The following is a 26,521-nucleotide window of genomic DNA, read 5'->3' on the forward strand; positions in this document are numbered from 1 at the left end:
GATATTAGGCAGCCCGCAGTTTGCGGATTATTTTTATTTTGACAACTGAATTTATTACGGGCAATTTTTCACCCGTATCGGCGAATCTGCCGGACCGGTCTACGCAGACCGCATCCATAGGGAGGATACTTATGCGTAACGCAATCGTGCTCGCCGTGATCGCAGCGGCTGGCTTTTCTTCGGCAGCACTCGCCGAAGGCAAGAAAATCGGCGTCTCCTGGGGCAGCTTTCAGGAAGAGCGCTGGAAGATCGACGAAGCCGCTGTCGTCGCCGCACTGACCGCGGCGGGCAATGAATATGTCTCGGCCGATGCTGAATCGTCCTCGGCCAAGCAGCTGACCGATATCGAGGCGCTGATCGCCCAAGGCGTCGATGCCCTGATCATCAACGCATGGGACAAAGACGCCATCGGCCCCGCCATCGAAAAGGCCGCAGCCGAAGGTATTCCGGTCGTTGGCTATGACCGCCTGATCGAAGACGAGCGCACCTTTTACCTGACCTTCGACAACGTCGGCGTCGGCCGCATCATCGCCGAAACCGTCAAGGGCGTGCAGCCCGAAGGCAATTACGCCATCATCAAGGGCGACCCCGGTGATCCGAATGCCGGTTTCCTGCTGCAAGGCATGATGGAAGTGATCGGCCCCGATGTCGAAGCGGGCAAGATCAAGATCGTCGGTGAAGCCTTCTCGGATGGCTGGAAGCCGGAAAATGCCCAGAAGAACATGGAGCAGATCCTGACCGCCAACAACAACGCCGTTGACGCCGTTCTGTCGCAGAACGATGGCATGGCGGGTGGTGCCGTGGCAGCCCTTGCCGGGCAGGGCCTGACCATTCCGGTCGGCGGCCAGGATGGTGACCTTGCGGCCATCAACCGCGTTGCCCGTGGCACCCAGACCGTTTCGGTCTGGAAAGACGCGCGTCAGCTTGGCAAGGCAGCGGGCGAAATCGCCTCGGCTCTGGCCGATGGGGCGGCACTTGACTCGATCGCCGGTGCGTCCAAGTTCTCGGGCGGCGAAAAGGGCATCGAGATGAATGCCATCCTGCTGGCACCCACCCCGCTGACCAAAGACAACCTGAACGTCGCCATCGACGCAGGCCACATCACCAAAGAGCAGGCTTGCGAAGGCGCAATGCCCGGCGTTGTTGGCTGCGAATAAATCAGCCCTAGGGTGCCGGGCCAGTGCCTGCAAAGGCTGTGCCCGGCACCCTTTCTTGCTAAGACACGCCCCCTTTACCCGCCGCTCGGCCTGCATCTGCCCCCAACCCTTGGGGCCAGCCTGATGCGCCTTGTTGAATTCTGTCCCCCTGCAGTCTGGACCAGAAGATGACTGATACATCCCATTCCGCCCCCCCACCGATGCAGAAAGCTGGCGGAAACCCGCTGACCAAGCTGCTGAAGGCGACCGAGATTGATACCCGCCTGTTGGGGATGCTGGGCGCGCTGTTGCTGATCTGGGTTGGCTTTCACGTTTACGGTGCCCTGTTCAACAATGGCGGCGCCTTCCTGACGCCGCGCAACCTGTGGAACCTGTCGGTTCAGACATCCAGCATCGGCATCATGGCGACCGGAATGGTGCTGGTGATCGTCACCCGCAACATCGACCTGTCGGTCGGGTCGCTGATCGGGGTGACGGGCATGGCCATGGGCATCCTGCAAGTGGACATCCTGCCAAATATCCTTGGCATCGGGCATTGGTCGATCTGGATTATCACCACGTTGTTCGGCATTGCCTTGGGCGCGCTGATCGGGGCGCTGCATGGCTGGCTGATCGCCTATCGCAAGATCCCGTCCTTTATCGTCACGCTGGGCGGGCTGATGGTCTGGCGCGGCATGGCCTTTATCGCCAATGGCGGCAAGACGATCTCTCCGGTCGATTCCACCTTTGCGCTGTTGGGGGGCGGGCCATATGGCGCCATCGGATCAACCGGCAGCTGGATCGTCGGCCTGCTGGCCTGTGCCGGCATCGTCTTTCTGCTGATCTCGGGCCGGGCGGGGCGGCGCAAGCATGACTTTCCGCTGCGCCCGCTGTGGGCCGAGTATTTTCTGGGGGCCGTCGGCTGTGGCGCGGTGATCGGCGCGGTTCTTCTGGTCAACGCCTATCCCTGGCCCATCGGCATCGTGCGCGCCTATATCCGCGACAACGGGCTAGAGGCCGACCCCGACACGCTGTTCATCAGCCATGGCTTTGCCATTCCCGTGCTGATCCTGATCGGTGTCGGCATCGTCATGACCATCCTGATGACCCGCACCCGCTTTGGCCGCTATGTCTTTGCCATCGGTGGCAACCCCGAGGCCGCGGCGCTGGCCGGCATCAACACCAAGATGATGACGACCAAGATCTTTGCGCTGATGGGGGCGCTGACCGGCCTTGCCGCTGTCATCGCCTCGGCCCGCCTGAACAGCGCAACCAATGCGCTGGGCACGCTGGACGAACTTTACGTCATCGCCGCCGCCGTCATCGGGGGCACCTCGCTGGCCGGGGGGCTGGGCACCATCTACGGCGCCATTCTGGGCGCGCTGGTGATGCAAAGCCTGCAATCGGGGATGGTGCTGATCGGCTTTGACGCCTCGATCCAGCGCATCGTCGTGGGCCTTGTCCTCGTCCTCGCCGTCTATCTTGACAACGTTTACAACAGCCGCCGCAAATAAGGGGAAGCGTGATGAGTGGTAATCCAAACAAAGGCACCCCGCTGGTCGAGCTGCGCGACATCTCGATCGCCTTCGGGGGCATCAAGGCCGTCGATCACGTCACGGTCAACCTGTATCCGGGTGAAGTCGTCGGCCTGCTGGGCCACAACGGGGCTGGCAAATCGACCCTGATCAAATGCCTGTCGGGCGCCTATCACAAGGATGCGGGCCAGATCTACATCAACGGCCAGCAGGTGCAGATCAACAGCCCCCGCGACGCCCGCAAATACAACATCGAGACGATCTACCAGACGCTTGCCCTTGCCGATAACCTTGACGCAGCGTCAAACCTGTTTCTGGGCCGCGAACTGGTCAGCCCCGCAGGCTTTCTGGACGACACGCGGATGGAGGCCGAGACCCGCAAGATCATGAGCCGCCTGAACCCGAACTTCCGCAAGTTCAACGTGCCGGTCAGCGCGCTGTCAGGCGGGCAACGCCAGTCGGTTGCCATTGCCCGCGCGGTCTATTTCAACGCCAAGATCCTGATCATGGACGAACCCACCGCCGCCCTTGGCCCGCATGAAACCCAGATGGTGGCCGAACTGATCCAGGAACTAAAGGCCCAGGGCCTTGGCATCTTCCTGATCGAACATGACATCCATGCCGTGATGGAGCTGTGCGACCGCGCGGTGATCATGAAGAACGGCCAGAACATCGGCTGCGTGAATGTGAACGAGGTCACCGATGATGACATCCTTGGCATGATCATCGCGGGCAAGAAACCGCCACAGGCCTACTGATGTTCATCGGCCTTGATCTGGGCACGTCCGGCCTTAAGGGCGTGCTGATAAGCCATGACCAACAGGTGCTGGCCGAGGCCACAGCCCCCCTGACCGTCAGCCGCCCTGCCCCGGGCCAAAGCGAACAGGCCCCCGCCGACTGGATCGCCGCCGCCGAAACCGTGTTCGACCAACTGGCCGGGCATGGCCTTGGTCAGGTGCAGGCCATCGGCCTGTCAGGCCAGATGCACGGGGCCACGCTGCTGGATGCCCGCGATCAGGTGCTGCGCCCTTGCATCCTGTGGAACGACACCCGCAGCCATGAAGAGGCCGCCGAACTGGATGGCGACCCGATGTTCCGCCGACTGACCGGCAATATCGTCTTTCCCGGCTTTACCGCCCCCAAGATCCTGTGGGTGGCCCGCCACGAACCGGCCCAGTTCGACCGTCTGGCCAAGGTGCTTTTGCCCAAAGACTACCTGCGCCTGTGGCTGACCGGCGATCACGTCGGCGAAATGTCGGATGCCGCGGGCACCAGTTGGCTGGATACCGGGGCGCGCGATTGGTCGGACGACCTGTTGGCCGCCACCGGGCTGACGCGCAGCCACATGCCGCGCCTTGTCGAAGGCTCTGCCCCCTCGGGCATGCTGCGCCCCGATCTGGCCGCCCGCTGGGGCCTGCCGCGCGGCGTCATCCTGGCGGGGGGTGGCGGCGACAATGCCGCCTCGGGCGTGGGTGTCGGCACTGTGCGCGCGGGCGAGGCCTTTATCAGCCTTGGCACCTCGGGCGTGCTGTTCGCCGCGAATGATGGCTATCGCCCCGATGCGGCCACCGCTGTGCATACCTTTTGCCACGCCCTGCCCGACACCTGGCATCAGATGGGCGTCATTCTGGCCTGCACCGATGCGCTGAACTGGTTTGCCGGGCTGACAGGCAGTGATGCCGCCAGCCTGACCTCGGGCCTTGGCCCGCTTCAGGCCCCCGGCAAGACCCTGTTCCTGCCCTATCTGGGTGGCGAACGCACGCCGCTGAACTCGGCCAGTATTCGCGGGGCCTTTGTCGGGCTTGACCATGCCACCGACCGCGCCGCCGCCACCCGCGCCCTGCTGGAAGGCGTCACCTTTGCCTTCCGCGATTGCCGAGACGCATTGGCCGCCACCGGCACAAGGCTTGAAAAGCTGTTGGCCGTCGGGGGCGGCACCCGATCAGACTATTGGTTGCGTGCCATTGCCACCGCGCTGGATTGCCCGGTGCAACTGCCTGTTGCCGGCGATTTCGGCGGTGCCTTTGGCGCGGCCCGGCTGGCCCTGATGGCCGCCACCGGTGCCGGGGCCGAGATTGCCACTCTGCCGAAAATCGCCCGCGAAATTCTGCCCGACCCCGCCCTGAAAGCGGCCTTTGATGCCGGCCATGCCCGCCATCTTGCCGCCCGCTCTGCTATTGAAAGCCTGACATGACCGACTTTTTCAAAAACATCCCCGCCATCACCTATCAGGGCGCGAATGCCACCAGCGAATTCGCCTTTCGCCACTACAACCCCGATGAGGTGGTGCTGGGCAAGCGCATGGAAGATCACCTGCGCTTTGCCGTGGCCTATTGGCACAGCTTTGCCTGGCCGGGCGGCGACCCGTTCGGCGGCCAAACGCTTGATCGCCCGTGGTTTGGCGACACGATGGATCTGGCCAGACAAAAGGCCGATGTGGCCTTTGACATGTTCGATATTCTGGGCCAGCCCTTTTATTGCTTTCACGATGCCGATGCCCGGCCCGAAGGTGCCAGCTTTGCCGAAACCCTGCGCAATCTGAATGAAATCGTCGATTATCTGGGCGAAAAGCAGCAGGCGCATAAGGCCAAGCTGCTGTGGGGCACCTCAAATCTGTTCAGCCATCGGCGCTGGATGTCAGGTGCGGCCACCAACCCCGACCCCGATGTTTATGCCTATGCCGCCGCAACGGTGAAGGCGAACATGGATGCCACGCTTAAACTGGGCGGGCAGAACTATGTGCTGTGGGGCGGGCGCGAAGGCTATGAAACGCTGCTGAACACCGACCTTGCCGCCGAACGCGCCCATGCCGGCCGGTTCCTGCAACAGGTGGTCGAGTATAAATACAAGATCGGCTTTACCGGCACGATCCTGATCGAGCCCAAGCCACAAGAGCCGTCAAAACACCAATATGATTATGATGTGGCCACGGTTTACGGCTTTCTCAAGGATTTCGGGCTGGAGGCCGAGGTCAAGGTGAACATCGAACAGGGCCACGCCATCCTTGCGGGCCATAGTTTTGAACATGAAATCGCCCTTGCCGCCAGCCTTGGCATTTTCGGGTCAATCGACATGAACCGCAATGATTACCAATCGGGTTGGGATACCGATCAGTTCCCGAACAACCATGCCGAAAAGGCCTTGGCCTTTTACGAGATTCTGCGCGCGGGCGGCTATACCACCGGCGGCACCAATTTCGACGCCAAGATCCGCCGCCAAAGCCTTGACCCCGAGGATCTGATCCTGGCCCATGTCGGCGGCATGGATACCTGCGCCCGCGCCTTCAAAGCCGCCGCCGCCCTGCTTGACTCGGGCGAATTGGAACAGGCCCGCGCCGCACGCTATGCCGGATGGCAAACCCCGGCAGCGCAGGCAATGCTGGCCGGCAGCCTCGAGTCGGCGGCTGCCCGCGTTACCGCCGAAGGCCTGGAACCGCAGCCAAAATCGGGCCGTCAGGAACGGCTGGAAAACCTGTGGAACAAGTATGTCTAGGCCGCCAAAGGCTAAGGTTGGGTAAAAACCCCCGGCCAAGCCCTTGATTTCATTCAGCCGGAAGACCGTCTCTGCCAGAGACGGTCTGATCCCGCGCGGTCAGCTCGGCGTTGATTGCGCCCCCCAGCAGCACGGCCCAGACACTCAGATACAGCCACATCATCAAGGCCGCCACCGCACCGATGGCCCCGTAAATTCTGTTATAGCTGTTGAAATTCGCCAGATAGGCCGAGAAAGCATAGCTGACCAAAGCCCAGGCCACCGCCGCCACCAGCACCCCCAACCAGACCTTGGGAACCATCCCCCGCGCCTTGCGACGCGGCCCAAAGCGATACAGAATGGCAAGGCAGGACAAGACCACGAGAAACATTGCCAACCGTGGCAACACCGCCAGCAACCACTCCCCCACCACACCCAGCTCAACATAATCCAGAATGATCGGCACCGCGATGCTGGTCGTGAACCCTGAAAACAACGCCAGCACCAACGCCCCCGTCACCATCAGATCAATCGTCAGCCCCCACAGAAAGGGCCGCGGATCAGACCGGTGCACGAACTCCAGCCCGCTGATCAAAGCCGCCACCCCCGCCCGCGCAGAATAAAGCGCGACCAGAATGGACACCCCCGTCGCCCAACCCAACGTCGCCTTTCGGGCCGACAGCAGGATCATCACCTGATTGTTGACCAAGGCCCACGCCCCCGCAGGCAGAAACTCACGCGAGACCTCGAGGTAATCCTGCATCACCGCCGGATCCGCCACCAGGCTCCAGATCGCAACGCTGGCCGCCAATCCGGGAAAGACCGCGAACATCGCATAAAAGGCCACGCCCGCCGCGATCAGCCCGAAATGCCCCGCGCCGATCCGCCCCCACACCGCAAGACCGAAGTCTCTCATCATCAAGACAGTCTGTTTCATCCCGCCAATGTGAACGAGCTTTCCCCCGGCTGCAACGCACGCTTGCCCGTGCCCCCCATTCCGGCCCGAAAGAATGCGCCGTTCGCACAGCAAACCCACAGCAACTGATCCGTGCCCCACAGAAAACCCGATGAAAACCGCCGGTCATCGCGGGCATGGCCGGCCACTGAGTGGCGCGCCTGAAATTCCTAAAATACCCGCTTTTAAGGCGCTGTTCATCTGCTTTGCGTAGAACAGACAGTGGGTGTGAAACATTGGGTGTGTGGATGGCAGGGCAATCAAATGCCGCGCCAGTCATCATCAAACGAAAGAAAGTCATTGTCGGCGGCGGCCATCACGGTGGGGCGTGGAAGGTTGCCTATGCAGACTTTGTGACGGCCATGATGGCCTTCTTTCTATTGATGTGGCTGCTGAACGCGACGACAGAACAACAGCGCAAGGGGCTGGCGGATTACTTTAATCCATCCATCCCGATTTCCCGCACGTCGGGTGGCGGGAATGGGGCCTTTGGTGGCGACTCGATTCTTTCAGAGAATACGCTGCTGGGAAATGGATCGGGGACATCCTCTCCAAATCGTAGCAGGCAAAATCAGGCGTCAAACACAGATAATGCAGGCGCCGATTCTGGTGCGGCCCCCGAAGTGCTGCTGGCCGAAGTTGAAAAACAACTGCTGGCCCGCTCTGGCGAAAGCGCCACGATGGAACGGATCTTGCAACATGTGGTGACCCGTATCACGGACGAAGGGCTGGTGATTGAGTTGTTCGATCTGCCCGATGCCGCTTTGTTCAAGGGCGAAGCCGCAGAACCGAATGAAATCCTTGGCGGCCTTGCCAGTGTTCTGGCAGATGTGCTGGTGGCAACAACGAATGCGCTGGCAATCAATGGGCACACCCACAGCTATCCGATTGTCTTGATTGACAATCCCGTCTGGGGCCTGTCTGCCGCACGCGGCCAGAAACTGCGCGAGATGATGGTGCAGAACGGTTTGCCCGACAGCAGGTTTGCCCGCGTGTCGGGCCATGCGGATCGCGATCTTGTCGTCGCAGATGCCAGCAACCCCCGCAACAACCGCCTGGAGGTGATCTTGCTGCGCCCCGACCGCTGAGATCGTTCAAATTGTCATTGTTAGGGGCACATTAATCGCCGTGCTGCAGGGTGCGATGCATAAGGCGCATCGACCTGTAGAAAGGCGGAACAGATGACGATTTCTTCCTCGCTGAATGCGGGGGTGGCTGGGCTGAACGCGAATGCAACCCGTCTTGCCACCATCTCTGACAACATCGCGAATTCTTCGACCTATGGCTACAAGCGGGCCTCGGCCGAGTTCGAAAGCATGGTCATCTCAGACTCTCGGGGGGCGGGCACCTATGCTGCGGGGGGCGTCAGGGCCTCCACCATTCGCCTGATCGAAGAGCGGGGGGCCCTGGTGGGCACGTCGAATGCGCTTGATCTGGCGGTATCAGGGCGGGGCATGCTGCCCGTCATGCCCGCTGTGGCACTGGGCGTTGATGCCGGCGACATTCCCTTGATGATGACGACAACCGGTGCGTTCCGGGCCGATGCAGATGGCGTCTTGCGCACGGAATCGGGGTTGGTTCTGTTGGGCTGGCCCGCAAATTCCGATGGCGAAATTCCAAACTTTCCGCGCGATTCCGTCTCGGGCCTGGAACCTGTCGTGATCAACGTCAACCAAACGGCAGGTGACCCGACGACGCGCATCACATTGGGCGCGAACCTGCCTGCAACCGAAACGGCCGCCGGTGCCTCGGGCGAGGCTCTGTCACGCACGATCGAATACTTCGGCAATCTGGGCACTTCGGAAACGCTGGACATCACCTTTACCCCGGTCGTCCCCGCAAATGGCTATTCCAACAGTTGGACAGTGCAGATCCGCGACAGCGCCTCGGATGGGGCGATCATCGGTGAATACGAAGTGACCTTTGACGATTCGCGAACGGCTGGCGGCACACTGGCCACGGTAACAACCGTTTCTGGTGGCGCTTATGACCCGGTGACGGGGATGATCGAACTTTCGGTTGCCGGTGGGCCGATCAACCTTGAAATCGGCCGCACCGGGGAAACCAACGGCTTGACCCAACTGTCTGACAGTTTCGCCCCGACAAACATCACCAAAGATGGCTCTCCTGTCGGGAATCTGACCGCGGTGGAAGTGGATTCAAACGGCTATATTCTGGCCAGCTATGACACAGGCTTTGTGCGCCGCATCTATCAGATTCCACTGATCGACGTGCCCAACATCAATGGCCTGACCGCCTTGGACAATCAGACCTATCAGGTTTCACCTGACTCGGGCTCGTTTTTTCTGTGGGATGCGGGTGACGGCCCGACCGGGGCGATCGCCGGATATGCCCGCGAAGGGTCAACCACCGATATCGCCGCAGAACTTACCGCGCTGATCCAGACGCAGCGCGCCTATTCATCGAACGCCAAGGTGATCCAGACCGTCGATGAGATGCTGCAGGAAACGACGAATATCAAACGCTAAGGGTTGGGGACATGGGCATTTCATCGGCGCTGAACAATGCATTTTCGGGACTATCTGCCGGCGCGCGGCTGGCAGAAGTGGCATCTGGCAACATTTCGAATGCGCTGACCGAAGGCTATGCCAAACGCGAGGCAGTGGTGACCGGGCGCATGGTTGGCGGCATCGGAATGGGCGTGCAGATCGTTTCTGTCGAACGGCAAGTGGACAAGGCCTTGGTGCAGGATTTGCGGCTGGCCGGTGCGAACAATGTTTTTCAGGACACACAGGCCAAGTTTGCCGCAAAACTCGAGACTGCCTACGGCGACCCCACCACCAGCACATCACTGTCAGCACGGCTTGCCAGTTTTGAACGCGCCGTGGTTGAAGCCGCCGCCCGCCCCGATTCTGATGCAAGGCTGCAGTCCGTTGTCGATACGGCAAATCAGTTCGCAACGGGGCTGAAAACGGCATCCGAAACGGTCGCCACAGCGCGTCAGGACGCCGACAGCGCCATTGCCCGTGATGTCGGTTTCTTGAACACAACGCTGAAATCGGTTCAGGAACTGAATGCCCAAATCACACGGATGGCCACGCGCAAGGAAGACACCTCTGCCGCGATGGATCAACGGCAAAAGCTGATCGACCAAATCGGAGAGATCATCCCCCTGCGCGAAGTGGCCCGTGACAATTTGCAGGTTACGCTGTTTTCAACCACTGGGGTGACGCTGCTGGATGGCCGCCCCGCGCAATTCGGGTTCAGCAGCACAACACCGATTACCCCCACGATGACCTTGGCCACAGGTGCCCTTTCGGGCCTGACAATCGACGGCAAGGTTGTGTCAGCCAGCCCCAATGGTGGCAAACTGGGCCAGGGGCGACTTGCCGCGCAGTTTGAATTGCGCGACCAAACCACTGTCGATGCGCAAAACCAGTTGGATGCCTTGGCGCGCGATCTGATCGAACGAACGGCCGGCCCTGGCGTCGATCCGACGCTGGCGACGGGTGAGGCCGGTCTTTTTGTCGACTCCCTTGGCCCGATGGCGCCGCTGGATGAGGCCGGCCTTGCAGCGCGGATTTCTGTCAATCCAACCTTAACACAAAGCAGTGGGGCATCGCTTTGGCGGCTGCGCGACGGCATGAACGCCGCCACTCAATCGGCTATTTTCGACCCCACACTTCTGCAAAGCATTGCGACACGGCTGACCGAAGACCGACCCGCTGCCGCATCACAATTTTCCGCTGCGGGCAGTTTTGCCGAGATCTTGGCAGATGCCGGATCGCAGGCTGCAACGGCCCGGCTGTCGGCGGAAACGGCGGCAAGTTTTTCGGCGGCACGCACCGAAACGCTGAAGACGGAATTGCTGAAAAACGGCGTCGATACGGATGATGAAATGCAGGATCTGATGCTGATCGAACAAGCCTATGCCGCCAATGCGCGTGTGATCCAGACGGTGGATGACATGCTGCGCACCCTGCTGGAGATTTGACGATGACAGGAATTTCCTTTGGCGATCTGGCCCAGGCCTATACGACCAAATCCCGGATCGGAGGCCTGAAATCAGACAGCATCCGCCTTGCCAATGAGCTTGCCTCGGGCAAAAAAACGGACATTGCGGCCAGCCTTTCAGGCGACACCTCGGGCCTTGCTGCGCTGGAACGGTCGCGTCAGATGCTGGACGGCTTTATTTCGGCTGCCGGCGGGGCTGCCGTAAAGGCGCAGACGCAGCAGGCGGCCCTTTCGTCCATCAGCGCCGAGCTTGAGGGTTTGAGCGAAGCCTTCTCGACCCTGTCGCAAGACAGCGATGGCACCCAGGGCCAGCGGGTGGCTGACCGCGCGAAGACAGCCTTTGCCTCTGCCTTTTCGACTTTGAACACCAAAGTTGCGGGGCAGGCGATCTTCGCCGGAATGGCCCTGAACGGGCCAGCCCTTGCCCCACCAGAAACGGTGCTGGATGCGCTTGAAACGCTTGTTTCGGGGGCACAGACAGCCGAAGAAATCTCTGCGCGGGTGACCGCCTGGTTCGACAGCCCGACAGGTTTTGCATCTGTCGCCTATGTCGGCGCCGCGGCAGCCCCGGGCCTGCGCATTGATGCCGAGGGCACGTCGGTGGACGATCAGACAGCGGCAAGCGCGCAGATCAGAAAGGCGCTGGCAGGCTTGGCGGTGGCCAGCTTTATCGATCACCCCAATCTTTCGACAAGTGGCGCCGACCGGATGGCCCTGCGGGACCACACGATTGATGCCCTGCAATCTGGCGTGACAGCCCTTGTCGACCTTTCCGCCCGCATCGGTACGGATGAGGCCAGGATCGAAACAGCGATTTCCCACCAGCAAGCGGCATCACTTACCCAGGAATTGACGATCTCAAATCTGATCAGCACTGATCCGGCACAAACCGCGGTCGAGTTGGAGGCGGTCAGAACAAGCCTTGAGATGGCCTATACTGTCACCGCACGGCTCTCTGAACTCACCTTGGCGAGGTTCCTGCGATGATCCGAAGCCTGCTTTTGACGCTAAGCTTGTTGTGGGCGCTGCCAGCGGTCGCTCAAGAGATTCGGCTTAAGGATCTGGTGGAATTTGACGGCGTGCGTGGCAATGATCTGGTCGGCTATGGGCTTGTCGTTGGCCTGAACGGAACAGGCGACGGGATTCGCAATGCGCCCTTTACCGAAGAAATCATGGCCAATCTGCTAGAGCGGTTGGGCGTCAACGTCACGGGAGAGGCGTTTCGGCCCAAGAACGTGGCTGCGGTGCTTGTGACTTCGGAATTGCCCGCCTTTGCGCGGGCGGGCGGGCGGATCGATGTGACCGTTTCGGCCATCGGCGATGCCAAAAGCCTGTTGGGCGGCACTTTGGTGATGACGCCCCTGAACGGGGCCGACGGGCAGATCTATGCCGTTGCCCAAGGCACGGTGATCGCCGGGGGTTTGGTTGCCGAAGGCGAGGTCGCGCGTGTGGTGCAGGGCGTTCCGACGGCTGGGTCTATACCGGCGGGCGCACGGGTCGAGCGGGAGGTTGATTTCGACTTTACCAGCCTGCGGTCGCTGCGACTGGCGCTGCGCAACCCTGATTTCAGCACTGCGGCCCTGATAGAAACACAGTTGAACCGGGAATTCGGTCGCAGGGTGGCAACAATGTTGGATGCAGGCACGGTTGAGTTGAATGTGGATGCAACGGGCATGCGGTCAGCGGCGCATGCCATCGGCAAGATTGAGAACCTGTCTGTTGCGCCCCAAACGCGGGCACGGGTTGTGGTGGATCAGCGCTCTGGCACAATCGTGATCGGCCAGGATGTGCGGATCAGCCGGGTTGCCGTGGCGCAAGGCAACCTGACCCTAAGGGTGGAAGAGGCCCCGATGGTGGTTCAGCCCAACCCCTTTGCCCAGGGCGAAACCGTGGTTGTGCCCCGCACCAATGCGGCGATCAATCAACCGGTGGGCACCGGCCTGGCCGAGGTGCGGGGGGGCACATCGCTGTCAGAACTGGTCGCAGGCTTGAATGCCTTGGGCGTGCCGCCAAACGACATGATCAACATTCTGAAAAGCATTCACGCCGCAGGGGCCCTGCATGCCGAGTTTGTCATCAACTGAACGTCTTTGTGGCTGCATCATCCTGATGCGGCCACCCACCGCCACAGATCACCTAACCCCAGGTCGGATGGAATTTGTCGGCCGGGGACAATGTGAAAATCTCAACCCCCGTCGCCGTCACGCCAACCGAATGTTCAAACTGTGCCGACAGGGATTTGTCGCGGGTAACCGCCGTCCAATCATCGGCCAGAACCTTGGTTTCGGGACGACCCAGATTGACCATCGGTTCGATCGTAAAGAACATGCCCTCTTCCAGAACCGGCCCCGTGCCGGCGCGACCATAGTGCAGCACATTCGGCGGCGCATGAAAGACGCGACCAAGGCCGTGGCCGCAAAAGTCGCGCACCACACTCATCCGGTTGGCCTCGACATAGCTTTGAATCGCGTGGCCGATATCGCCAAAGGTGTTGCCCGGCTTGACCGCCGCAATCCCGCGCATCAGGGCCTCATGCGTGACGTCGATCAGACGCTCGGCCTTGCGCGGCAGATTTCCGGCCACATACATGCGGCTGGTATCGCCAAACCAGCCATCCACGATCACCGTCACATCGACATTCAGGATATCGCCATCCGACAAGACCTTGGCACCCGGAATGCCGTGGCACACCACATGGTTCACCGAAATGCATGACGCATGCTGATAGCCCTTGTAGCCGATCGTGGCCGAGGTGACGCCCCGGCGCTCAATCTCTTCGCGGATGAAATCATCGATCACAGCCGTGGTGGTGCCCGGCTGCACCAGCGGCGCCACCATATCCAAGATCTCGGCAGCGACCTTGCCAGCCGCATGCATGCCCGCAAAATCGGGGGCTTCGTAAATGCGGATGCCGTCCCGCGTGATCCGGCCGCGCGTCTCTTCCACCTGACACTCCTTTTCAATTGCCGCCTAAATAAGGAAATCGGCAGGATTTGACCAGAGCCATGGCGCGCGCACCATGGCCAAGGGCTTGCAACACGGGACAGCAAGCCTATACCCAAGCTCAACTTCACGCAGAGGAGCATCGAAGATGGCAAACCCAACCGCCGCCATGCTGGTCATCGGAGATGAAATCCTGTCGGGGCGCACGCGCGATTCCAACATGCATTTTCTGGCCAATGAACTGACGCGGCACGGCATCAGGCTGATGGAGGCGCGGGTTGTAGCCGATGACCATGGCACCATCGTGCAGGCGGTGCGGGCCTTGTCAGAACAGTGGGACCATGTGTTCACCAGCGGCGGCATCGGCCCCACCCATGACGATATCACCGCCGATGCCATCGCCGCCGCCTTTGGCGCCAAGATCGGCCACCGGGCCGATGCCATGGCGCTGTTGCAGGCGCATTACGACCGCGCGGGTTTGCCCTTTAACGACGCACGCCAACGCATGGCGCGCATTCCCGATGGCGCCACGCTGATCGACAACCCGGTCAGCACGGCGCCGGGGTTCACCTTGGGCAATGTGCATGTCATGGCGGGTGTGCCCAAGATCTTTGAGGCGATGGTGGCCAGTGTCATGCCAACGCTGACGGGCGGTGACCCCTTGCTAAGCCAGACCTTGCGCGTGAACCGGGGTGAAGGCGAGGTGGCAGATGCCTTTAGGCGGTTGGCTGCCGCCTATCCCGATCTGTCGATGGGGTCGTATCCGTTCATTCAAAACGGGGCGCATGGCACCAATCTGGTGATCCGTGGCACCGATCCGGCCCAGATTGACGCGGCCATGGCAGAGCTTGCAGCCCTGTTTCCATGACGGCCCCCGATCTTTTCACTGTGCTTGAGTCGACATGGCCCGCCGCAGGCCGCCACGACATTGGGCCTTGGCTGATCCGAGAGGGTCAGGGCGGCGGCAAGCGGGTTTCGGCGGCCACGGCCCAACCCGGCTGGCAAGACGAAGACATTCCGGCCGCAGAACAGGCCATGGCCCAGCTGAACCAACCTGCGCTGTTCATGATCCGCGAGGAAGATGTGTTGCTGGATCAGGCCTTGCAGGCGCGCGGCTATCGGATCGTTGATCCCGTGGTCGCCTATGCCGCGCCCTGTGCCGAACTGGCCCGGCCCGCGCCTTTGCCAATGACCACCTTTGCCCATTGGCCGCCCCTTGCCATCTGCACCGAGCTGTGGGCCGAGGCGGGTATTGGCCCCGGTCGCCTTGCGGTGATGGACAGGGTGCAGGGCCCGAAAACCGCCCTTTTGGCGCGCAGCCAAGACCGGCCCGCAGGGTCTGCCTTTATCGCCTGCCATCACGACTGTGCGATGCTGCACGCGCTGGAGGTGCGGCCCACCTTGCGCAGACAGGGTGCCGGGCACAACATTTTGCGGGCAGCGGCGGGCTGGGCACTGGATCAGGGCGCGCAGACACTGGCTGTTGTGGTGACCCTTGGCAATAATCCCGCCCGCAGTCTTTACAGCACTCTGGGCATGCAGATCGTAGGGCAGTATCATTACCGCCAATTTGGCCCTGTTCAGGGGGCCCTAAAAGGCTGACCCCCAAAAGGCTGCCCCCCAGAAAGGCTGACCGTTCGTGACGACACCCCGCAGGCTTATCATCGCAGCCCTGCTTGGCAGCAGTCTGGCCCCCATGCCGGGGCAGGCACAGTCGGTCGATCTGGTGATGCCGGAAAACAGTGCCGCCGTTGCCGAACAAAGCGCGCCCTTTGCCAGCTATCCGCTGCCTTTGGGGCCGTTTCGCGATGGCACCCTGCCGACCAAGCCACTGGAAGGCGCGGTGCAGCAACGGGCGTGGCGGATCGACGGGTCGGGCGCCAGCACATTGGAACTGCTGGTTCCCTTGCGCGCCCAACTGGCGGCACAGGGCTTTGACATCGTGTTTGAATGCGAAGGCCTGCAATGCGGCGGTTTTGATTTCCGCTTTGCCACCCCGCTTTTGCCCGAACCGGAAATGCATGTCGATCTGGGCGATTTCCGGTTTCTTTCGGCCACCCGCAAGGATGAGGCGATCAGCCTGATGGTCAGCAAAAGTGCCGCCGCGGGGTTTGTGCAGGTCACCCATGTCGGGCAAAAACCGGCGCAGGCTTTGGGCACGACCGCCCCAGCCACGCCCCAGCCTGCCCAAGAAACCGTGTTTCGCCAACCCCAGCCCAGTCAAGGCACGGGCGACACATTGGCCAGCCGCCTTTTGGCCAGTGGGGCCGCAGTTCTGACGGGCCTTGATTTCCCCTCAGGCTCTGCCGCTTTGCCCAAAGGCAGCTATGCCGCACTGGATCAAATGGCCGCCTGGATGAAGGCCAACCCCGAAACCAGCGTTGCCGTTGTGGGGCATACCGATGCCTCGGGCGGGCTTGCCGGGAATATCGCGCTGTCGCGTCAGCGGGCACAGGCGGTGCGGCAATATCTGATCCGCCAGCACGGCATCGACAGCAGCAGAATAGAGGCCGAGGGCGTGGGCTATCTGGCCCCCATTGCCAGCAATCAGACCGAAGAGGGGCGGCAGAAAAACAGACGGGTCGAAGTCATGGTGACCTCGACCCCAGTTCAGCCGTGAAGGGAACAAAATCAGGCTGTCGTTACCACTTGTCCGGGCCCTTGTCGGAATAGCGACGGGCAAGGAAATCGATAAAGGCGCGCACCTTGGGCTGCGTAAAGCGCCCCGGCGGATAGACGGCATAGATGCCCAGAATTTCGGTCGGCAGCCCCGGCAGGGCCTCTTCGACCAGCCCCTGTTTCATAGCATCGGCATAAAGAAAGCTGGGCAGATAGGCGATGCCAAGGCCCGAAACCGCCGCATTCAGCAGCGATTGCCCGTCATTCACCGTCAGCCAGCCCGCCGTGCGAACCTGCCGCTTTTCCCCCGAAGGCGCGGTAATCTTCCAGACATTGCCATTGGCCTGATTGGAATAGTGCAGCAGCTTGTGATCGTTCAGATCATCAATCTTCATCGGCCGCCCGAATTTCTGGAAATAGCTGGGCGAGGCGATCATGCGCTTGGTCGTGTCGGTCAGCTTGCGGGCGCGCAGGGTGCTGTCTTCCAGCTCGCCCACCCGAATGGCCATATCAAAGCCTTCGCTGATCAGTTCGACATAGCGGTTGTTCAGCACCATGTTCACGGTGATGTCGGGGTATTCCAGCAGGAAATCCCCCAGAATGGGTGACAACAGGTTCACACCGAAATCGGTGGCAACGCTGATGCGCAACAGGCCCGATGGCGCCGATTGCATGCTGGTGACCAGTGCATCGGCCTCGCCTGCATCATTCAGCACGCGACGGGCGCGGTCATAATAGGCAAGCCCGATCTCGGTCGGGCTGACCCTGCGTGTGGTGCGGTTCAACAACCGCGCGCCAAGGCGGGCTTCAAGGGCAGAGACATGTTTCGAAACGGCAGATTTCGAAATGCCCATCTTCTTGGCCGCATCGGTAAAGCCGCCTTGGTCAACGACCGTGGCAAAGGCTTCCATTTCAGTCAGACGATCCATTTTTCCCCCGGCAGACACGGTATGGGTTGATCTGACCTTATTGATCTCGAAATCGGGCAGGATAACGGCGCTGCCGCGGCCTATCCGGGGAAATATCGCGGATCGTTCAGGGCGCGGAAACAAGCGGGCCGCCGGCAAAGCGCCCGAAACGGCGCCTTACTCCCACCCCATCCGGGCCAGATAGCCTTCGATCAGGGGAACGTCGGACGGGTTGTTCAATTCCCAGAACACGGCGCCGGGGGCCGAAACCTCGACCATGCGGATGGGATGCCCGTTTTCCAGAAAGCGCAGTTGCTCCAGCCCCTCCAGCGTCTCAAGCGGGCCGGGCTGCCAGGACGAATAGGCCGCAAGGGCGGCGGGGCGATAGGCATAGACGCCCACATGGTGAAACACCGGCACGATGCCATCAACCACGCCTTTGCCATTGGTAAAGGGGATCACCTCTTTCGAGAAGTAAAGCGCGCGGCCCGCATGATCAGACACCACCGTCGTCGCCCCCACCCGGCCGGCCTGCCGGTCGGCCAGCAGGTTTTTCACCGTTTCGGCATCGCAGCGCAGGCAGGGCGTGGCCATGGTGCAACTGGCATCGGCGCGCATCGCCGCAATCAGCGCCGTCACGAAATGCGCCGGGGTCAGCGGCGCGTCGCCTTGCAGGTTCACCACGATTTCGGCCGTGATCCCGGCCTTTGCCACGGCTTCGGCCACACGTTCGGTGCCATTGCGGCAGCTTTCCGATGTCATGATCACATCGGCCCCGATGCGGCCAGCCTCGGCGGCAATGCGGTCATCATCCGTGGCAACATAGATCGGGATCTGCCCCTGCGAGGCCGCCCGCGCCGCCATGACGCTGCGCTCAATCAGGCTGCGGGCCGTGCCGCTTGCACCGGTCAGGGTGGCCAAGGGCTTGCCCGGATAGCGCGTGCTGGCATAGCGGGCGGGGATGATGATGCAGGCGTCCATCGTTACAGCCCTTTTGCCAGACGATCAAAGGCGCAAAGACGCCCGATCAGCGCCTGCATCTCGGCCAGCGGGATCATGTTCGGCCCGTCGCTTGGCGCCGTGTCGGGGTCTTGGTGCGTTTCGATGAACAGCGCCGATATCCCCACGGCACAGGCCGCCCGCGCCAGCACGGGCGCAAACTGCCGCTGGCCACCGGAACTGCCGCCAAGGCCGCCGGGCTGCTGCACCGAATGGGTGGCATCAAACACCACCGGCCAACCGGTTTCGGCCATGGTGGGCAGGCCCCGGAAATCGGTAACAAGGGTGTTATAGCCAAAGGACGTGCCCCGTTCACACAGCATGATCCGGCGGTTGCCGGTGCTTTCCACCTTGGCGGCCACGTTCTTCATATCCCAGGGCGCCAGAAACTGGCCCTTCTTGATGTTGATGGCAAGGCCGGTTTCGCCCGCCGCCAACAACAGATCGGTCTGGCGGCACAGAAAGGCCGGGATCTGCAGCACATCAACCGCCTTGGCAGCTTCGGCGCAATGCCACGGCTCGTGCACATCGGTCAGCACCGGCACGCCGAATTCGGCCCGGATATCGGCCAGAATCTGCAACCCCTTGTCCATCCCAAGCCCGCGCGCCGTGCCGATGCTGGACCGGTTGGCCTTGTCATAACTGGCCTTGAAGATGATTTTTGTCCCCGTTGGCGCGCAGGCCTCTAGCAAGCCTTCGCAGATCATGCGGGCATGATCGTGGCTTTCCAACTGGCAGGGGCCGGTGATCAGGGCAATCGGGTTGGCCCCGCCAATGGCGATATCGCCAATCTGAACAATCTGCTGCGACATGGGCTACATCACTCCGATACGAAGAAGATCGTGCAGGTGCAGAATACCCACCGGGCGACCGCCCTCGCAGACAAACAGCACACCGATCTTGTTTTTGTTGATCACGGCCAGGGCTTCGGCGGCCAGCAGATCGGGGGCCACCGTCACCGGATGGCGCGAACAGACCTGCCCGGCGCGACGGCCCATGATGCCATCCATGTTGCGCCGCAAATCGCCATCGCTGACCACCCCCACCAGATGCCCCGCCGCATCGGCCACCCCCGCCACACCAAAGCCTCCCGCTGTCATCGTCAGAATCACATCCTGCATCGGGGCGTCTTCGGCCACCAGCGGCAAGCGGTCGGCCCCGTGCATCACCTGCCGCACCGGGGTCAGTTGCGCGCCCAGCTTGCCGCCGGGGTGAAAGGCGCGAAATTCTTCGGGCTGAAACTTGCGTGCCTCCATCAGCGCGACGGCCAAGGCATCGCCCAGCCCCAGCATCAACGTGGTCGAGGTGGTCGGCGCCATGCCGATGGAACAGGCCTCGGGCAGGTCGGGAATGGTGAGCCGGTAATCGGCCGCCCGCATCAGCGCACTGGCCGGGTCGCGCGACATGCCGATCAGCGGAATGTCAAAGCGCGCGCAATGGGCAATCATATCGCGCAACTCAACCGTTTCACCGCTGTTCGACAATAGCAGGCAAATATCCTGCGGCGTGACCATACCCAGATCGCCGTGGCTGGCCTCGCCCGCATGCACAAAAAACGCGGGCGTCCCGGTTGAGGCAAGGGTGGCCGCAATCTTGCGCGCCACATGGCCCGATTTGCCAATGCCCGACAGGATCACCCGCCCCTGCACGGCCAGAATGGCATCAATCGCGGCCCCGAAATCGGGCGGCAGATCGCGGGCCAAGGCAAACAAGGCCTCGGCTTCGGTTATCAGAACGCGGGCGGCAACCTGATTGGAATGTGCCACCGCATCAGGAACGGCGGCAGGGTCGTGACGGGCTTGGGCCATCTGAGCTTTCCCTTGGAATGCAGTCTCTTTGCCATGCGGGGCCGCCCCTGTCCAGAACACGGCCTTGGGCGCGCCCTGACGCAAAGCCCGCCAGGGCTTTACCAATGCGGTGGCTTTTGGTTGGCGGCAGGCGCGTCAAAGGCATCGGCTTCGCGCTCGGCCTCGCGCTCGACCAGCAGGCCGACAAGGCGGGTCAGGCGGTCAATCTCTTTGCGCTGACCGGCCACCACATCCGACAAATCCTCGACCGCCCGCGTCAGATGCGCCACGCGTTCTTCCAGAAGTGCTGTCCGATCCATCTTGCCCCCGCGATGCGCTTGCCGCCCCTTGCCCCATCCGTTACAGGAACCATGCCAAAGAACGAAGGGCCCAAAGCCATGTCTGATGGAAAAATCCGCCGCCCAAAGGCCGAAACGCCCAAAGGGTTCCGCGACTATTTCGGCGCCGAGGTGACCGAGCGCAAGGCGATGCTGGATGCGATCACCGGGGTTTACCATCGCTATGGCTTTGATCCGCTGGAAACCAGCGCCGTCGAAACGGTCGAGGCGCTTGGCAAGTTTCTGCCCGATGTCGATCGCCCGAACGAAGGTGTGTTTGCCTGGCAGGATGAGGACAAGGATTGGCTGGCCCTGCGCTATGATCTGACCGCCCCGCTTGCCCGCGTGGCCGCGCAGTTCCGCAACGACCTGCCCTCGCCCTATCGCCGCTATGCCATGGGCCCGGTCTGGCGCAACGAAAAGCCGGGGCCGGGGCGGTTTCGCCAGTTCTACCAATGCGACGCCGATACCGTCGGCGCGCCGTCGGTCGCCGCCGATGCCGAAATCTGCGCCATGCTGGCAGATGCGCTAGAGGCCGTGGGGATTGATCGCGGCGATTACATCGTCAAGGTGAACAACCGCAAGGTTCTGAACGGCGTGATGGAGGTGGCGGGCCTTGCCGGGGACGCCAAGACAGAAGAGCGCGGCATCGTGCTGCGCGCCATCGACAAGATCGACCGTCTGGGGGCCGAAGGCGTGCGCGCGCTGCTGGGGACGGGCCGCCGCGACGAGTCGGGCGATTTCACCAAAGGTGCGGGGCTGAACGCGGAACAGGCCGAAGTGGTGATGGGATTTACCACGGCCAAACGCGACACAGGCGACGAAACCCTTGCCCGCCTGCGCGAATTGATCGGCACGTCGGCCATCGGGGCCGAAGGCGTGGCCGAGTTGGAAATGATTGCCGACCTTCTCTCGGCCCAAGGCTATGGTCCTGACCGCATCGTGATCGACCCCGGTGTCGTGCGCGGCCTTGGCTACTATACCGGCCCGGTCTATGAGGCTGAACTGACCTTCCAGATCACCGATGAAAAAGGCCGCCCGCGCAATTTTGGCAGTGTTGCCGGGGGCGGGCGCTATGATGATCTGGTCAAGCGGTTCACCGGTCAGGCCGTGCCTGCCACGGGCGTGTCCATCGGCGTTGACCGCCTGCTGGCCGCCCTGCGCGCCAAGGGCCGCACCGCGGGCGAGGCGGCAGGCCCCGTGGTGGTGACAGTGATGGATCGTGACCGCATGGCCGATTACATGGCCATGGTGGGCGAGTTGCGCGCCGCAGGCATCCGGGCCGAGATGTATCTGGGCAACCCCAAGAACTTTGGCAATCAGTTGAAATATGCTGACAAGCGCGGCTCTCCTGTGGCTGTCATTCAGGGCGGGAACGAGAAAGACGCAGGCACCGTCATCCTCAAAGACCTGATCCTTGGGGCCAAGATCGCTGAAAGCGCCACGCTTGAAGAATGGAAAGACCGCCCCGCACAGGTGGAAGTGCCGCGCGCCGATCTGGTCGCCGCCGTGCGCAAGATGCTGATGCCATGACACCGAAAACCGCCATCCGGGCCGAGGCCGAACAGCTTTACGCCGCCATCGCCGCCACCGGCGCACAGCCGATAGAGGCCGATCTGCTGTTGCCCGCCGAAACGCTGCTGGATCTTTACGGCGAAGACATCCGCGCCCGCGCCTATGTCACGCATGATCCGGTGCGCGGCGAAATGATGCTGCGCCCCGATTTTACCGTGCCGGTGGTGCAGGCGCATATGGAACATGGCGCCGAACCCGCCCGCTATTGCTATATGGGCGAGGTTTTTCGCCAGCAATATCACCTTGGCCCGCGTCAAAGCGAATATGTGCAAGTGGGCTATGAGGTGTTTGACGGCACCGATCCCCTGGCTGCCGATGCCGAGGTGTTTGCCCTGTTCCAGCACCTGCTGGCCCCGCTGGGCCTGCGCGCGGCCACGGGTGATATCGGCATTTTGCGCGCCGCTGTGCAGGGGCTGACCACAACCGACCGCCGCAAGGCCGCGCTGATGCGCCACCTCTGGCGGCCACGCCGCTTTCGCGCGCTGCTTGATCGCTTTGGGGGCCGCGTGCCGGTGCCCGCCACCCGCGCCTTTCTGCTGGATCGGCTGTCACGGGGGCAGGATGTGCTGGCGGGCCTTGTGCAAACCGGCCAACGCAGCACCGCCGAAATCACCGACCGCCTGCAAGCCCTGGCCGAAGACGCCGCCGCCCCGCCGATCCCGGCGCAGGAACTGGCGCAGCTAGAGGCCGTTCTGGCCGTGCGCGACAAAGGCCCCGCTGCCGTCGCCCGCCTGCTGTCGATGTCCGCAGACATGCCCGCGCTGGTGCCCGCCGTTCAGCGTGTGCAGGCCCGGATGCAGGCCCTGGCCGACAAGGGCGTTGATATCGGATCGCTGGATTTCGAGGCCAGCTATGGCCGCACCAATATGGAATATTACGACGGCTTCGTGTTCGGCTTTTACGCCGAGCAAGACCCCGACATGCCCCCCATCGCCACCGGCGGGCGCTATGATGCGCTGACCGCCGTGCTGGGTCAGGGCCGGTCGATCCCGGCCGTGGGCGGTGTTATCCGCCCCGGCCTGGTGGCGCGGCTGAAAGGGGTGCTGTGATGCTGAAAATCGGCGTGCCGTCCAAGGGGCGGCTGATGGAAAAGACCTTTGACTGGTTCGGCGCACGCGGCGTCACCATGCGCCAGACCGGGGCCGAGCGGGAATATTCCGGCACGGTCGAAGGCGTTGCGGGGGTTGAACTGGTGTTGCTGTCCGCCGGGGAAATCCCGCGGGAATTGTCGGCAGGCCGCATCCACCTTGGCGTCACCGGCAGCGATCTGGTGCGCGAAAAGCTGGCCGATTGGTCTGCCCAAGTGGCCGAACTGGCCGCGCTTGGCTTTGGCCATGCCGATCTGATCATTGCCGTGCCCACGGGCTGGGCCGATGTGGATACGCTGGATGACCTTGATGCCGTGGCCGCCCAATTCCGGCGCACACACGGCCACCGCCTGCGCATTGCCACCAAATACCACCGCCTTGTGCGCGAGTTTCTGACCCAGAATGGCGTGGCCGATTATCAACTGGTTGACAGCCAGGGGGCCACCGAGGGCACGGTCAAGAACCTGACGGCCGAGGCCGTGGCCGACATCACCTCATCGGGTGAAACGCTGCGGGCGAACCATCTGAAAATCCTGTCTGACGGGCTGATCCATTCCAGCCAGGCCATGCTGTTTGCCGCCCGCCGCGCCGAGTGGGACGCCCCCACCCGCAGCACGCTGCAAGCGCTGTTGACCAGACTGGGGCTGGCCGATGCCGCACCCTCGGTGCTTGACCGGCTTTGAAACCGTTACAAAATCGTCTAGCGTCAGACGATAAGGAGTGCAGGCTATGACGCGATTTGTCCCGTTGTCCATTCCATTGGCAGCAGCCCTTATGGGCCTTTTGCTGGCCGCACCCGTGGCGGCCCAGACCGGCAGTTCCGGTGCCGCGATCAGTGGGGCCATTTCCGGCAACACCATTCGCGGCTCGATGGTCGCCTCGGGCGGGTTTGAGGAATACTATGCCCCCGATGGTCAGGTGCGTGGCCCCGACTATGCTGGCAGCTGGCATGTTCAGGGCAACCGTTTGTGCCTTGCCTATGATGGCGACCCGCCCAATTGCTGGGCGGTTCAGATCAACGGCAGCTCGGTTCTGTGGATCGGCGCCAGCGGCGAAGAGGGCACAGGCACCATCCTGACCGGCAACCCCCGCGGCTATTGACCGGCGCTACAGCTGCGCCGCCAGCCGCGCCCCTTGGTTGATGGCGCGCTTGGCATCCAGTTCCGCCGCCACATCGGCCCCGCCGATCACATGCACCACCCGGCCCGCGGCCAACAGATCATCGGCAAGCCCGCGCTGCGGCACCTGCCCTGCGCACAGCACCACATCATCAACTGGCAACAGCTCTTCCTTGCCATCCCGCTCGATCAAAAAGCCTTCGTCGATGATCGCCTTATAGGTCACGCCGCCCAGCATCCTGACGCCCTTCATCTGCAAGGCCGCACGGTGAATCCAGCCTGTCGTCTTGCCCAGGTGGCGGCCCGGCTTTTCGGCCTTGCGCTGCAACAGCCAGATTTCCCGCGCCGGGGCCTCGGGCGCGGGGCCATCGGCGGCCAGCCCGCCCGGCACCTGCGCCGGATCGCCCACGCCCCATTCGCGGCGCCACAGATCCAGATCCTCGGTCGGCGATGTGCCCTGATGCGCCAGATATTCGGCCACATCAAACCCGATACCGCCAGCCCCCACAATCGCCACGCGCCGCCCGACGGGCGCCCCACGCAGCACATCGAGATACCCCTTGGCGCGGTCTTGCCCCGCAATCCCCGGATCGCGCGGGGCAACCCCGGTTGACACCACAACCGCATCAAACCCGGCCAGATCAGCCGCCGTAACGGCAGTGTTCAGCCGCAGCTGCACCGGGCTTTTCCCCAGCATGGTCTGGAACCACTGGATCAGGCCCTTGAACTCTTCCTTGCCCGGCACCGCCGCCGCCAGATGCAACTGCCCGCCAACACGCGCCGCCGCATCGAACAGCGTGACCTCATGGCCCCGCTCGGCCGCCACCAGCGCGGTCATCATCCCCGCCGGGCCCGCCCCCACCACGGCCACCCGCTTGGGTGCCTCTGTCGGGGCATAGGTCAACTCGGTTTCATGACAGGCGCGCGGGTTCACCAGACAACTGGTCAGCTTGCCGCTGAAGGTGTGATCCAGACAGGCCTGATTGCAGGCGATACAGGGGGCGATTTCATCGGCCCGTCCCGCCGCAGCCTTGGCCACAAAGTCGGCATCCGCCAGAAACGGACGCGCCATGCTGACCATATCGGCCTGCCCCGCCGCCAGAATGCCCTCGGCCACGTCGGGCGTGTTGATGCGGTTCGAGGTGATCACGGGAATCGACACTTCGGGCCGCAGCCGGGCGGTCAGCCAGCTAAAGGCCGCACGCGGCACCGACGTTGCAATCGTCGGCACCCGCGCCTCGTGCCACCCGATGCCGGTGTTCAGAAGGCTGGCCCCTGCCGCCTGAATGGCGCGCGCCAGCAGCACCACCTCATCCCAGCTTGATCCGTCAGGGATCAGGTCGATCAGACTGATGCGGTAGATCACGATGAAATCGGGGCCAACGGCCTCGCGCACCCGGCGCACCACCTCGACCGGCAGGCGCATGCGGTTTTCATACGACCCGCCCCAACGGTCGTCGCGCCGGTTGGTGTGGCGCACCAGAAACTGGTTCAGGAAATAGCCTTCGCTGCCCATCACCTCGACCCCGTCATAACCGGCCTCGCGGGCGCGGGTTGCGGCGGTCACGATGTCCGAGATCTGCTTTTCGATGCCATCTTCGTCCAACTCGCGCGGGACAAAGGGCGAAATCGGCGATTTCACCGCACTGGGGGCCACGCATTCCTTGCCATAGGCATAGCGGCCCGCATGCAGGATCTGCATGGCGATGCGCCCCCCCGCCTTGTGCACCCGGTCGGTGACCATGCGGTGATTGGCAATATCCTTATCCGAGAACAGCCCCGCCGCGCCCGGAAAGACCCCCCCTTCGCGATTGGGGGCCATACCGCCGGTCACGATCAGGCCCACCCCGCCACGCGCCCGCGCGGCATAGAACTCGGCCACCCGGTTCCAATCGCCGGTTTCTTCCAGGCCCGTATGCATCGACCCCATCAGAACGCGGTTCGGCAGCGTCACATGTCCCAGATCAAGCGGGGCAAGAAGATTGGGAAACTGGCTCATGACATTCCTCCGGCTGTGGCGCGAACCATGGCCTTGGGGGCAGCACTTGTCACGCCCGACGCGGCGTCACGCCGA

General features: G+C 62.5%; 25 protein-coding genes. 17 read left to right on the forward strand and 8 right to left on the reverse strand.

Annotated features, from left to right (window positions below; translation table 11 throughout):
• Positions 1–131: 131 nt before the first annotated feature.
• The 5 genes from V3C85_RS12030 to xylA all read left to right on the forward strand — a co-directional run bounded on the left by V3C85_RS12030 (position 132) and on the right by xylA (position 6,163).
• The gene (locus V3C85_RS12030; protein WP_331795341.1) at positions 132–1,157 is read left to right on the forward strand and encodes a substrate-binding domain-containing protein; all 1,026 of its coding nucleotides are present in this window, start codon (positions 132–134) and stop codon (positions 1,155–1,157) included.
• A gap of 167 nt (positions 1,158–1,324) precedes the next feature.
• A complete protein-coding gene (locus V3C85_RS12035; protein ID WP_331795342.1) occupies positions 1,325–2,650 on the forward strand; it encodes a sugar ABC transporter permease in 1,326 nt (441 codons plus the stop codon).
• A gap of 11 nt (positions 2,651–2,661) precedes the next feature.
• Positions 2,662–3,429: an ATP-binding cassette domain-containing protein gene (locus V3C85_RS12040; protein WP_331795343.1), complete on the forward strand. Its 768-nt coding sequence runs from the start codon at positions 2,662–2,664 to the stop codon at positions 3,427–3,429.
• On the forward strand, positions 3,429–4,865 hold the full coding sequence (xylB, locus tag V3C85_RS12045) for a xylulokinase (RefSeq protein WP_331795344.1): 1,437 nt from the start codon (positions 3,429–3,431) through the stop codon (positions 4,863–4,865). Before V3C85_RS12040 ends, xylB begins: the two co-directional genes overlap by 1 nt.
• On the forward strand, positions 4,862–6,163 hold the full coding sequence (xylA, locus tag V3C85_RS12050; RefSeq protein WP_331795345.1) for a xylose isomerase: 1,302 nt from the start codon (positions 4,862–4,864) through the stop codon (positions 6,161–6,163). The genes xylB and xylA overlap by 4 nt, the downstream gene beginning before the upstream one ends.
• 49 nt (positions 6,164–6,212) lie before the next feature.
• Here the strand turns inward: xylA and V3C85_RS12055 are convergent, their stop codons facing one another.
• A complete protein-coding gene (locus tag V3C85_RS12055) occupies positions 6,213–7,061 on the reverse strand; it encodes a YihY/virulence factor BrkB family protein (RefSeq protein ID WP_331795346.1) in 849 nt (282 codons plus the stop codon).
• A gap of 284 nt (positions 7,062–7,345) precedes the next feature.
• On the opposite strand from V3C85_RS12055, the gene V3C85_RS12060 reads away from it, so the two are divergent.
• From V3C85_RS12060 to V3C85_RS12080, 5 genes are all read left to right on the forward strand, one after another.
• Positions 7,346–8,185, forward strand: a complete 840-nt coding sequence (locus tag V3C85_RS12060) for a flagellar motor protein MotB (RefSeq protein WP_331795347.1) — start codon at positions 7,346–7,348, stop codon at positions 8,183–8,185.
• A gap of 93 nt (positions 8,186–8,278) precedes the next feature.
• Positions 8,279–9,586 carry a flagellar hook protein FlgE gene (locus V3C85_RS12065; RefSeq protein WP_331795348.1) on the forward strand — a complete coding sequence of 436 codons (1,308 nt, stop codon included), beginning with the start codon at positions 8,279–8,281 and terminating at the stop codon, positions 9,584–9,586.
• 11 nt (positions 9,587–9,597) lie between these two features.
• Positions 9,598–11,052 (forward strand): flagellar hook-associated protein FlgK, encoded by a 1,455-nt coding sequence (flgK, locus tag V3C85_RS12070; protein WP_331795349.1) that lies wholly within the window; start codon positions 9,598–9,600, stop codon positions 11,050–11,052.
• A gap of 2 nt (positions 11,053–11,054) precedes the next feature.
• Positions 11,055–12,059, forward strand: coding sequence for a hypothetical protein (locus V3C85_RS12075; protein ID WP_331795350.1), 1,005 nt, complete (start codon positions 11,055–11,057; stop codon positions 12,057–12,059).
• Positions 12,056–13,156: a flagellar basal body P-ring protein FlgI gene (locus V3C85_RS12080; protein WP_331795351.1), complete on the forward strand. Its 1,101-nt coding sequence runs from the start codon at positions 12,056–12,058 to the stop codon at positions 13,154–13,156. The genes V3C85_RS12075 and V3C85_RS12080 overlap by 4 nt, the downstream gene beginning before the upstream one ends.
• 52 nt (positions 13,157–13,208) lie before the next feature.
• Here V3C85_RS12080 and map read toward each other — a convergent pair whose 3' ends face one another.
• Positions 13,209–14,018: a type I methionyl aminopeptidase gene (gene map, locus V3C85_RS12085; protein ID WP_331795352.1), complete on the reverse strand. Its 810-nt coding sequence runs from the start codon at positions 14,016–14,018 to the stop codon at positions 13,209–13,211.
• A gap of 145 nt (positions 14,019–14,163) precedes the next feature.
• Between map and V3C85_RS12090 the strand changes: the two genes are divergently transcribed.
• From V3C85_RS12090 to V3C85_RS12100, 3 genes are read left to right on the forward strand one after another with little or no spacing between them, the layout of a single operon-like run.
• Entirely contained in the window at positions 14,164–14,883 is a 720-nt protein-coding gene (locus V3C85_RS12090; RefSeq protein WP_331795353.1) for a competence/damage-inducible protein A, read from the forward strand.
• The gene (locus V3C85_RS12095) at positions 14,880–15,617 is read left to right on the forward strand and encodes a GNAT family N-acetyltransferase (RefSeq protein WP_331795354.1); all 738 of its coding nucleotides are present in this window, start codon (positions 14,880–14,882) and stop codon (positions 15,615–15,617) included. Before V3C85_RS12090 ends, V3C85_RS12095 begins: the two co-directional genes overlap by 4 nt.
• Before the next feature lie 37 nt (positions 15,618–15,654).
• Positions 15,655–16,635 (forward strand): OmpA family protein, encoded by a 981-nt coding sequence (locus V3C85_RS12100; RefSeq protein ID WP_331795355.1) that lies wholly within the window; start codon positions 15,655–15,657, stop codon positions 16,633–16,635.
• A gap of 22 nt (positions 16,636–16,657) precedes the next feature.
• Here the strand turns inward: V3C85_RS12100 and V3C85_RS12105 are convergent, their stop codons facing one another.
• The 5 genes from V3C85_RS12105 to V3C85_RS12125 form a co-directional block, all read right to left on the reverse strand.
• Complete coding sequence (locus V3C85_RS12105) at positions 16,658–17,563, reverse strand: LysR family transcriptional regulator (RefSeq protein WP_331795356.1); 906 nt, start codon at positions 17,561–17,563, stop codon at positions 16,658–16,660.
• A 156-nt stretch (positions 17,564–17,719) separates the two neighbouring features.
• On the reverse strand, positions 17,720–18,523 hold the full coding sequence (locus V3C85_RS12110) for a 3-deoxy-manno-octulosonate cytidylyltransferase (protein ID WP_331795357.1): 804 nt from the start codon (positions 18,521–18,523) through the stop codon (positions 17,720–17,722).
• Positions 18,524–18,525: 2 nt separating this feature from the next.
• Complete coding sequence (kdsA, locus tag V3C85_RS12115; RefSeq protein WP_331795358.1) at positions 18,526–19,353, reverse strand: 3-deoxy-8-phosphooctulonate synthase; 828 nt, start codon at positions 19,351–19,353, stop codon at positions 18,526–18,528.
• 3 nt (positions 19,354–19,356) lie between these two features.
• Positions 19,357–20,349 (reverse strand): KpsF/GutQ family sugar-phosphate isomerase, encoded by a 993-nt coding sequence (locus V3C85_RS12120; RefSeq protein ID WP_331795359.1) that lies wholly within the window; start codon positions 20,347–20,349, stop codon positions 19,357–19,359.
• 98 nt (positions 20,350–20,447) lie between these two features.
• Complete coding sequence (locus V3C85_RS12125) at positions 20,448–20,648, reverse strand: SlyX family protein (RefSeq protein WP_331795360.1); 201 nt, start codon at positions 20,646–20,648, stop codon at positions 20,448–20,450.
• Between the two features lie 78 nt (positions 20,649–20,726).
• Here V3C85_RS12125 and hisS point away from each other — a divergent pair, with 78 nt between their 5' ends.
• From hisS to V3C85_RS12145, 4 genes are read left to right on the forward strand one after another with little or no spacing between them, the layout of a single operon-like run.
• Positions 20,727–22,199, forward strand: coding sequence for a histidine--tRNA ligase (gene hisS, locus V3C85_RS12130; protein WP_331795361.1), 1,473 nt, complete (start codon positions 20,727–20,729; stop codon positions 22,197–22,199).
• Positions 22,196–23,290: an ATP phosphoribosyltransferase regulatory subunit gene (locus tag V3C85_RS12135; protein ID WP_331795362.1), complete on the forward strand. Its 1,095-nt coding sequence runs from the start codon at positions 22,196–22,198 to the stop codon at positions 23,288–23,290. The genes hisS and V3C85_RS12135 overlap by 4 nt, the downstream gene beginning before the upstream one ends.
• A complete protein-coding gene (gene hisG / locus V3C85_RS12140; protein ID WP_331795363.1) occupies positions 23,287–24,012 on the forward strand; it encodes an ATP phosphoribosyltransferase in 726 nt (241 codons plus the stop codon). Before V3C85_RS12135 ends, hisG begins: the two co-directional genes overlap by 4 nt.
• 46 nt (positions 24,013–24,058) lie before the next feature.
• On the forward strand, positions 24,059–24,430 hold the full coding sequence (locus tag V3C85_RS12145; protein ID WP_331795364.1) for a hypothetical protein: 372 nt from the start codon (positions 24,059–24,061) through the stop codon (positions 24,428–24,430).
• Between the two features lie 6 nt (positions 24,431–24,436).
• Here the strand turns inward: V3C85_RS12145 and V3C85_RS12150 are convergent, their stop codons facing one another.
• Positions 24,437–26,446, reverse strand: coding sequence for an NADPH-dependent 2,4-dienoyl-CoA reductase (locus V3C85_RS12150; protein WP_331795365.1), 2,010 nt, complete (start codon positions 26,444–26,446; stop codon positions 24,437–24,439).
• Positions 26,447–26,521 lie beyond the last annotated feature (75 nt).

Origin of the sequence: Pseudotabrizicola sp. L79 (assembly GCF_036553525.1) — a bacterium.
Lineage (GTDB): Bacteria > Pseudomonadota > Alphaproteobacteria > Rhodobacterales > Rhodobacteraceae > Pseudotabrizicola.

Bases quoted from the DNA above. Each gene is read 5' to 3' on its own strand.
- V3C85_RS12030 (WP_331795341.1), top strand. From the start codon at position 132: ATGCGTAACGCAATCGTGCTCGCCGTGATCGCAGCGGCTGGCTTTTCT.
- V3C85_RS12035 (WP_331795342.1), top strand. From the start codon at position 1,325: ATGACTGATACATCCCATTCCGCCCCCCCACCGATGCAGAAAGCTGGC.
- V3C85_RS12040 (WP_331795343.1), top strand. From the start codon at position 2,662: ATGAGTGGTAATCCAAACAAAGGCACCCCGCTGGTCGAGCTGCGCGAC.
- xylB (WP_331795344.1), top strand. From the start codon at position 3,429: ATGTTCATCGGCCTTGATCTGGGCACGTCCGGCCTTAAGGGCGTGCTG.
- xylA (WP_331795345.1), top strand. From the start codon at position 4,862: ATGACCGACTTTTTCAAAAACATCCCCGCCATCACCTATCAGGGCGCG.
- V3C85_RS12055 (WP_331795346.1), bottom strand. From the start codon at position 7,061: ATGATGAGAGACTTCGGTCTTGCGGTGTGGGGGCGGATCGGCGCGGGG.
- V3C85_RS12060 (WP_331795347.1), top strand. From the start codon at position 7,346: ATGGCAGGGCAATCAAATGCCGCGCCAGTCATCATCAAACGAAAGAAA.
- V3C85_RS12065 (WP_331795348.1), top strand. From the start codon at position 8,279: ATGACGATTTCTTCCTCGCTGAATGCGGGGGTGGCTGGGCTGAACGCG.
- flgK (WP_331795349.1), top strand. From the start codon at position 9,598: ATGGGCATTTCATCGGCGCTGAACAATGCATTTTCGGGACTATCTGCC.
- V3C85_RS12075 (WP_331795350.1), top strand. From the start codon at position 11,055: ATGACAGGAATTTCCTTTGGCGATCTGGCCCAGGCCTATACGACCAAA.
- V3C85_RS12080 (WP_331795351.1), top strand. From the start codon at position 12,056: ATGATCCGAAGCCTGCTTTTGACGCTAAGCTTGTTGTGGGCGCTGCCA.
- V3C85_RS12090 (WP_331795353.1), top strand. From the start codon at position 14,164: ATGGCAAACCCAACCGCCGCCATGCTGGTCATCGGAGATGAAATCCTG.
- V3C85_RS12095 (WP_331795354.1), top strand. From the start codon at position 14,880: ATGACGGCCCCCGATCTTTTCACTGTGCTTGAGTCGACATGGCCCGCC.
- V3C85_RS12105 (WP_331795356.1), bottom strand. From the start codon at position 17,563: ATGGATCGTCTGACTGAAATGGAAGCCTTTGCCACGGTCGTTGACCAA.
- V3C85_RS12110 (WP_331795357.1), bottom strand. From the start codon at position 18,523: ATGGACGCCTGCATCATCATCCCCGCCCGCTATGCCAGCACGCGCTAT.
- kdsA (WP_331795358.1), bottom strand. From the start codon at position 19,353: ATGTCGCAGCAGATTGTTCAGATTGGCGATATCGCCATTGGCGGGGCC.
- V3C85_RS12120 (WP_331795359.1), bottom strand. From the start codon at position 20,349: ATGGCCCAAGCCCGTCACGACCCTGCCGCCGTTCCTGATGCGGTGGCA.
- V3C85_RS12125 (WP_331795360.1), bottom strand. From the start codon at position 20,648: ATGGATCGGACAGCACTTCTGGAAGAACGCGTGGCGCATCTGACGCGG.
- hisS (WP_331795361.1), top strand. From the start codon at position 20,727: ATGTCTGATGGAAAAATCCGCCGCCCAAAGGCCGAAACGCCCAAAGGG.
- V3C85_RS12135 (WP_331795362.1), top strand. From the start codon at position 22,196: ATGACACCGAAAACCGCCATCCGGGCCGAGGCCGAACAGCTTTACGCC.
- V3C85_RS12145 (WP_331795364.1), top strand. From the start codon at position 24,059: ATGACGCGATTTGTCCCGTTGTCCATTCCATTGGCAGCAGCCCTTATG.
- V3C85_RS12150 (WP_331795365.1), bottom strand. From the start codon at position 26,446: ATGAGCCAGTTTCCCAATCTTCTTGCCCCGCTTGATCTGGGACATGTG.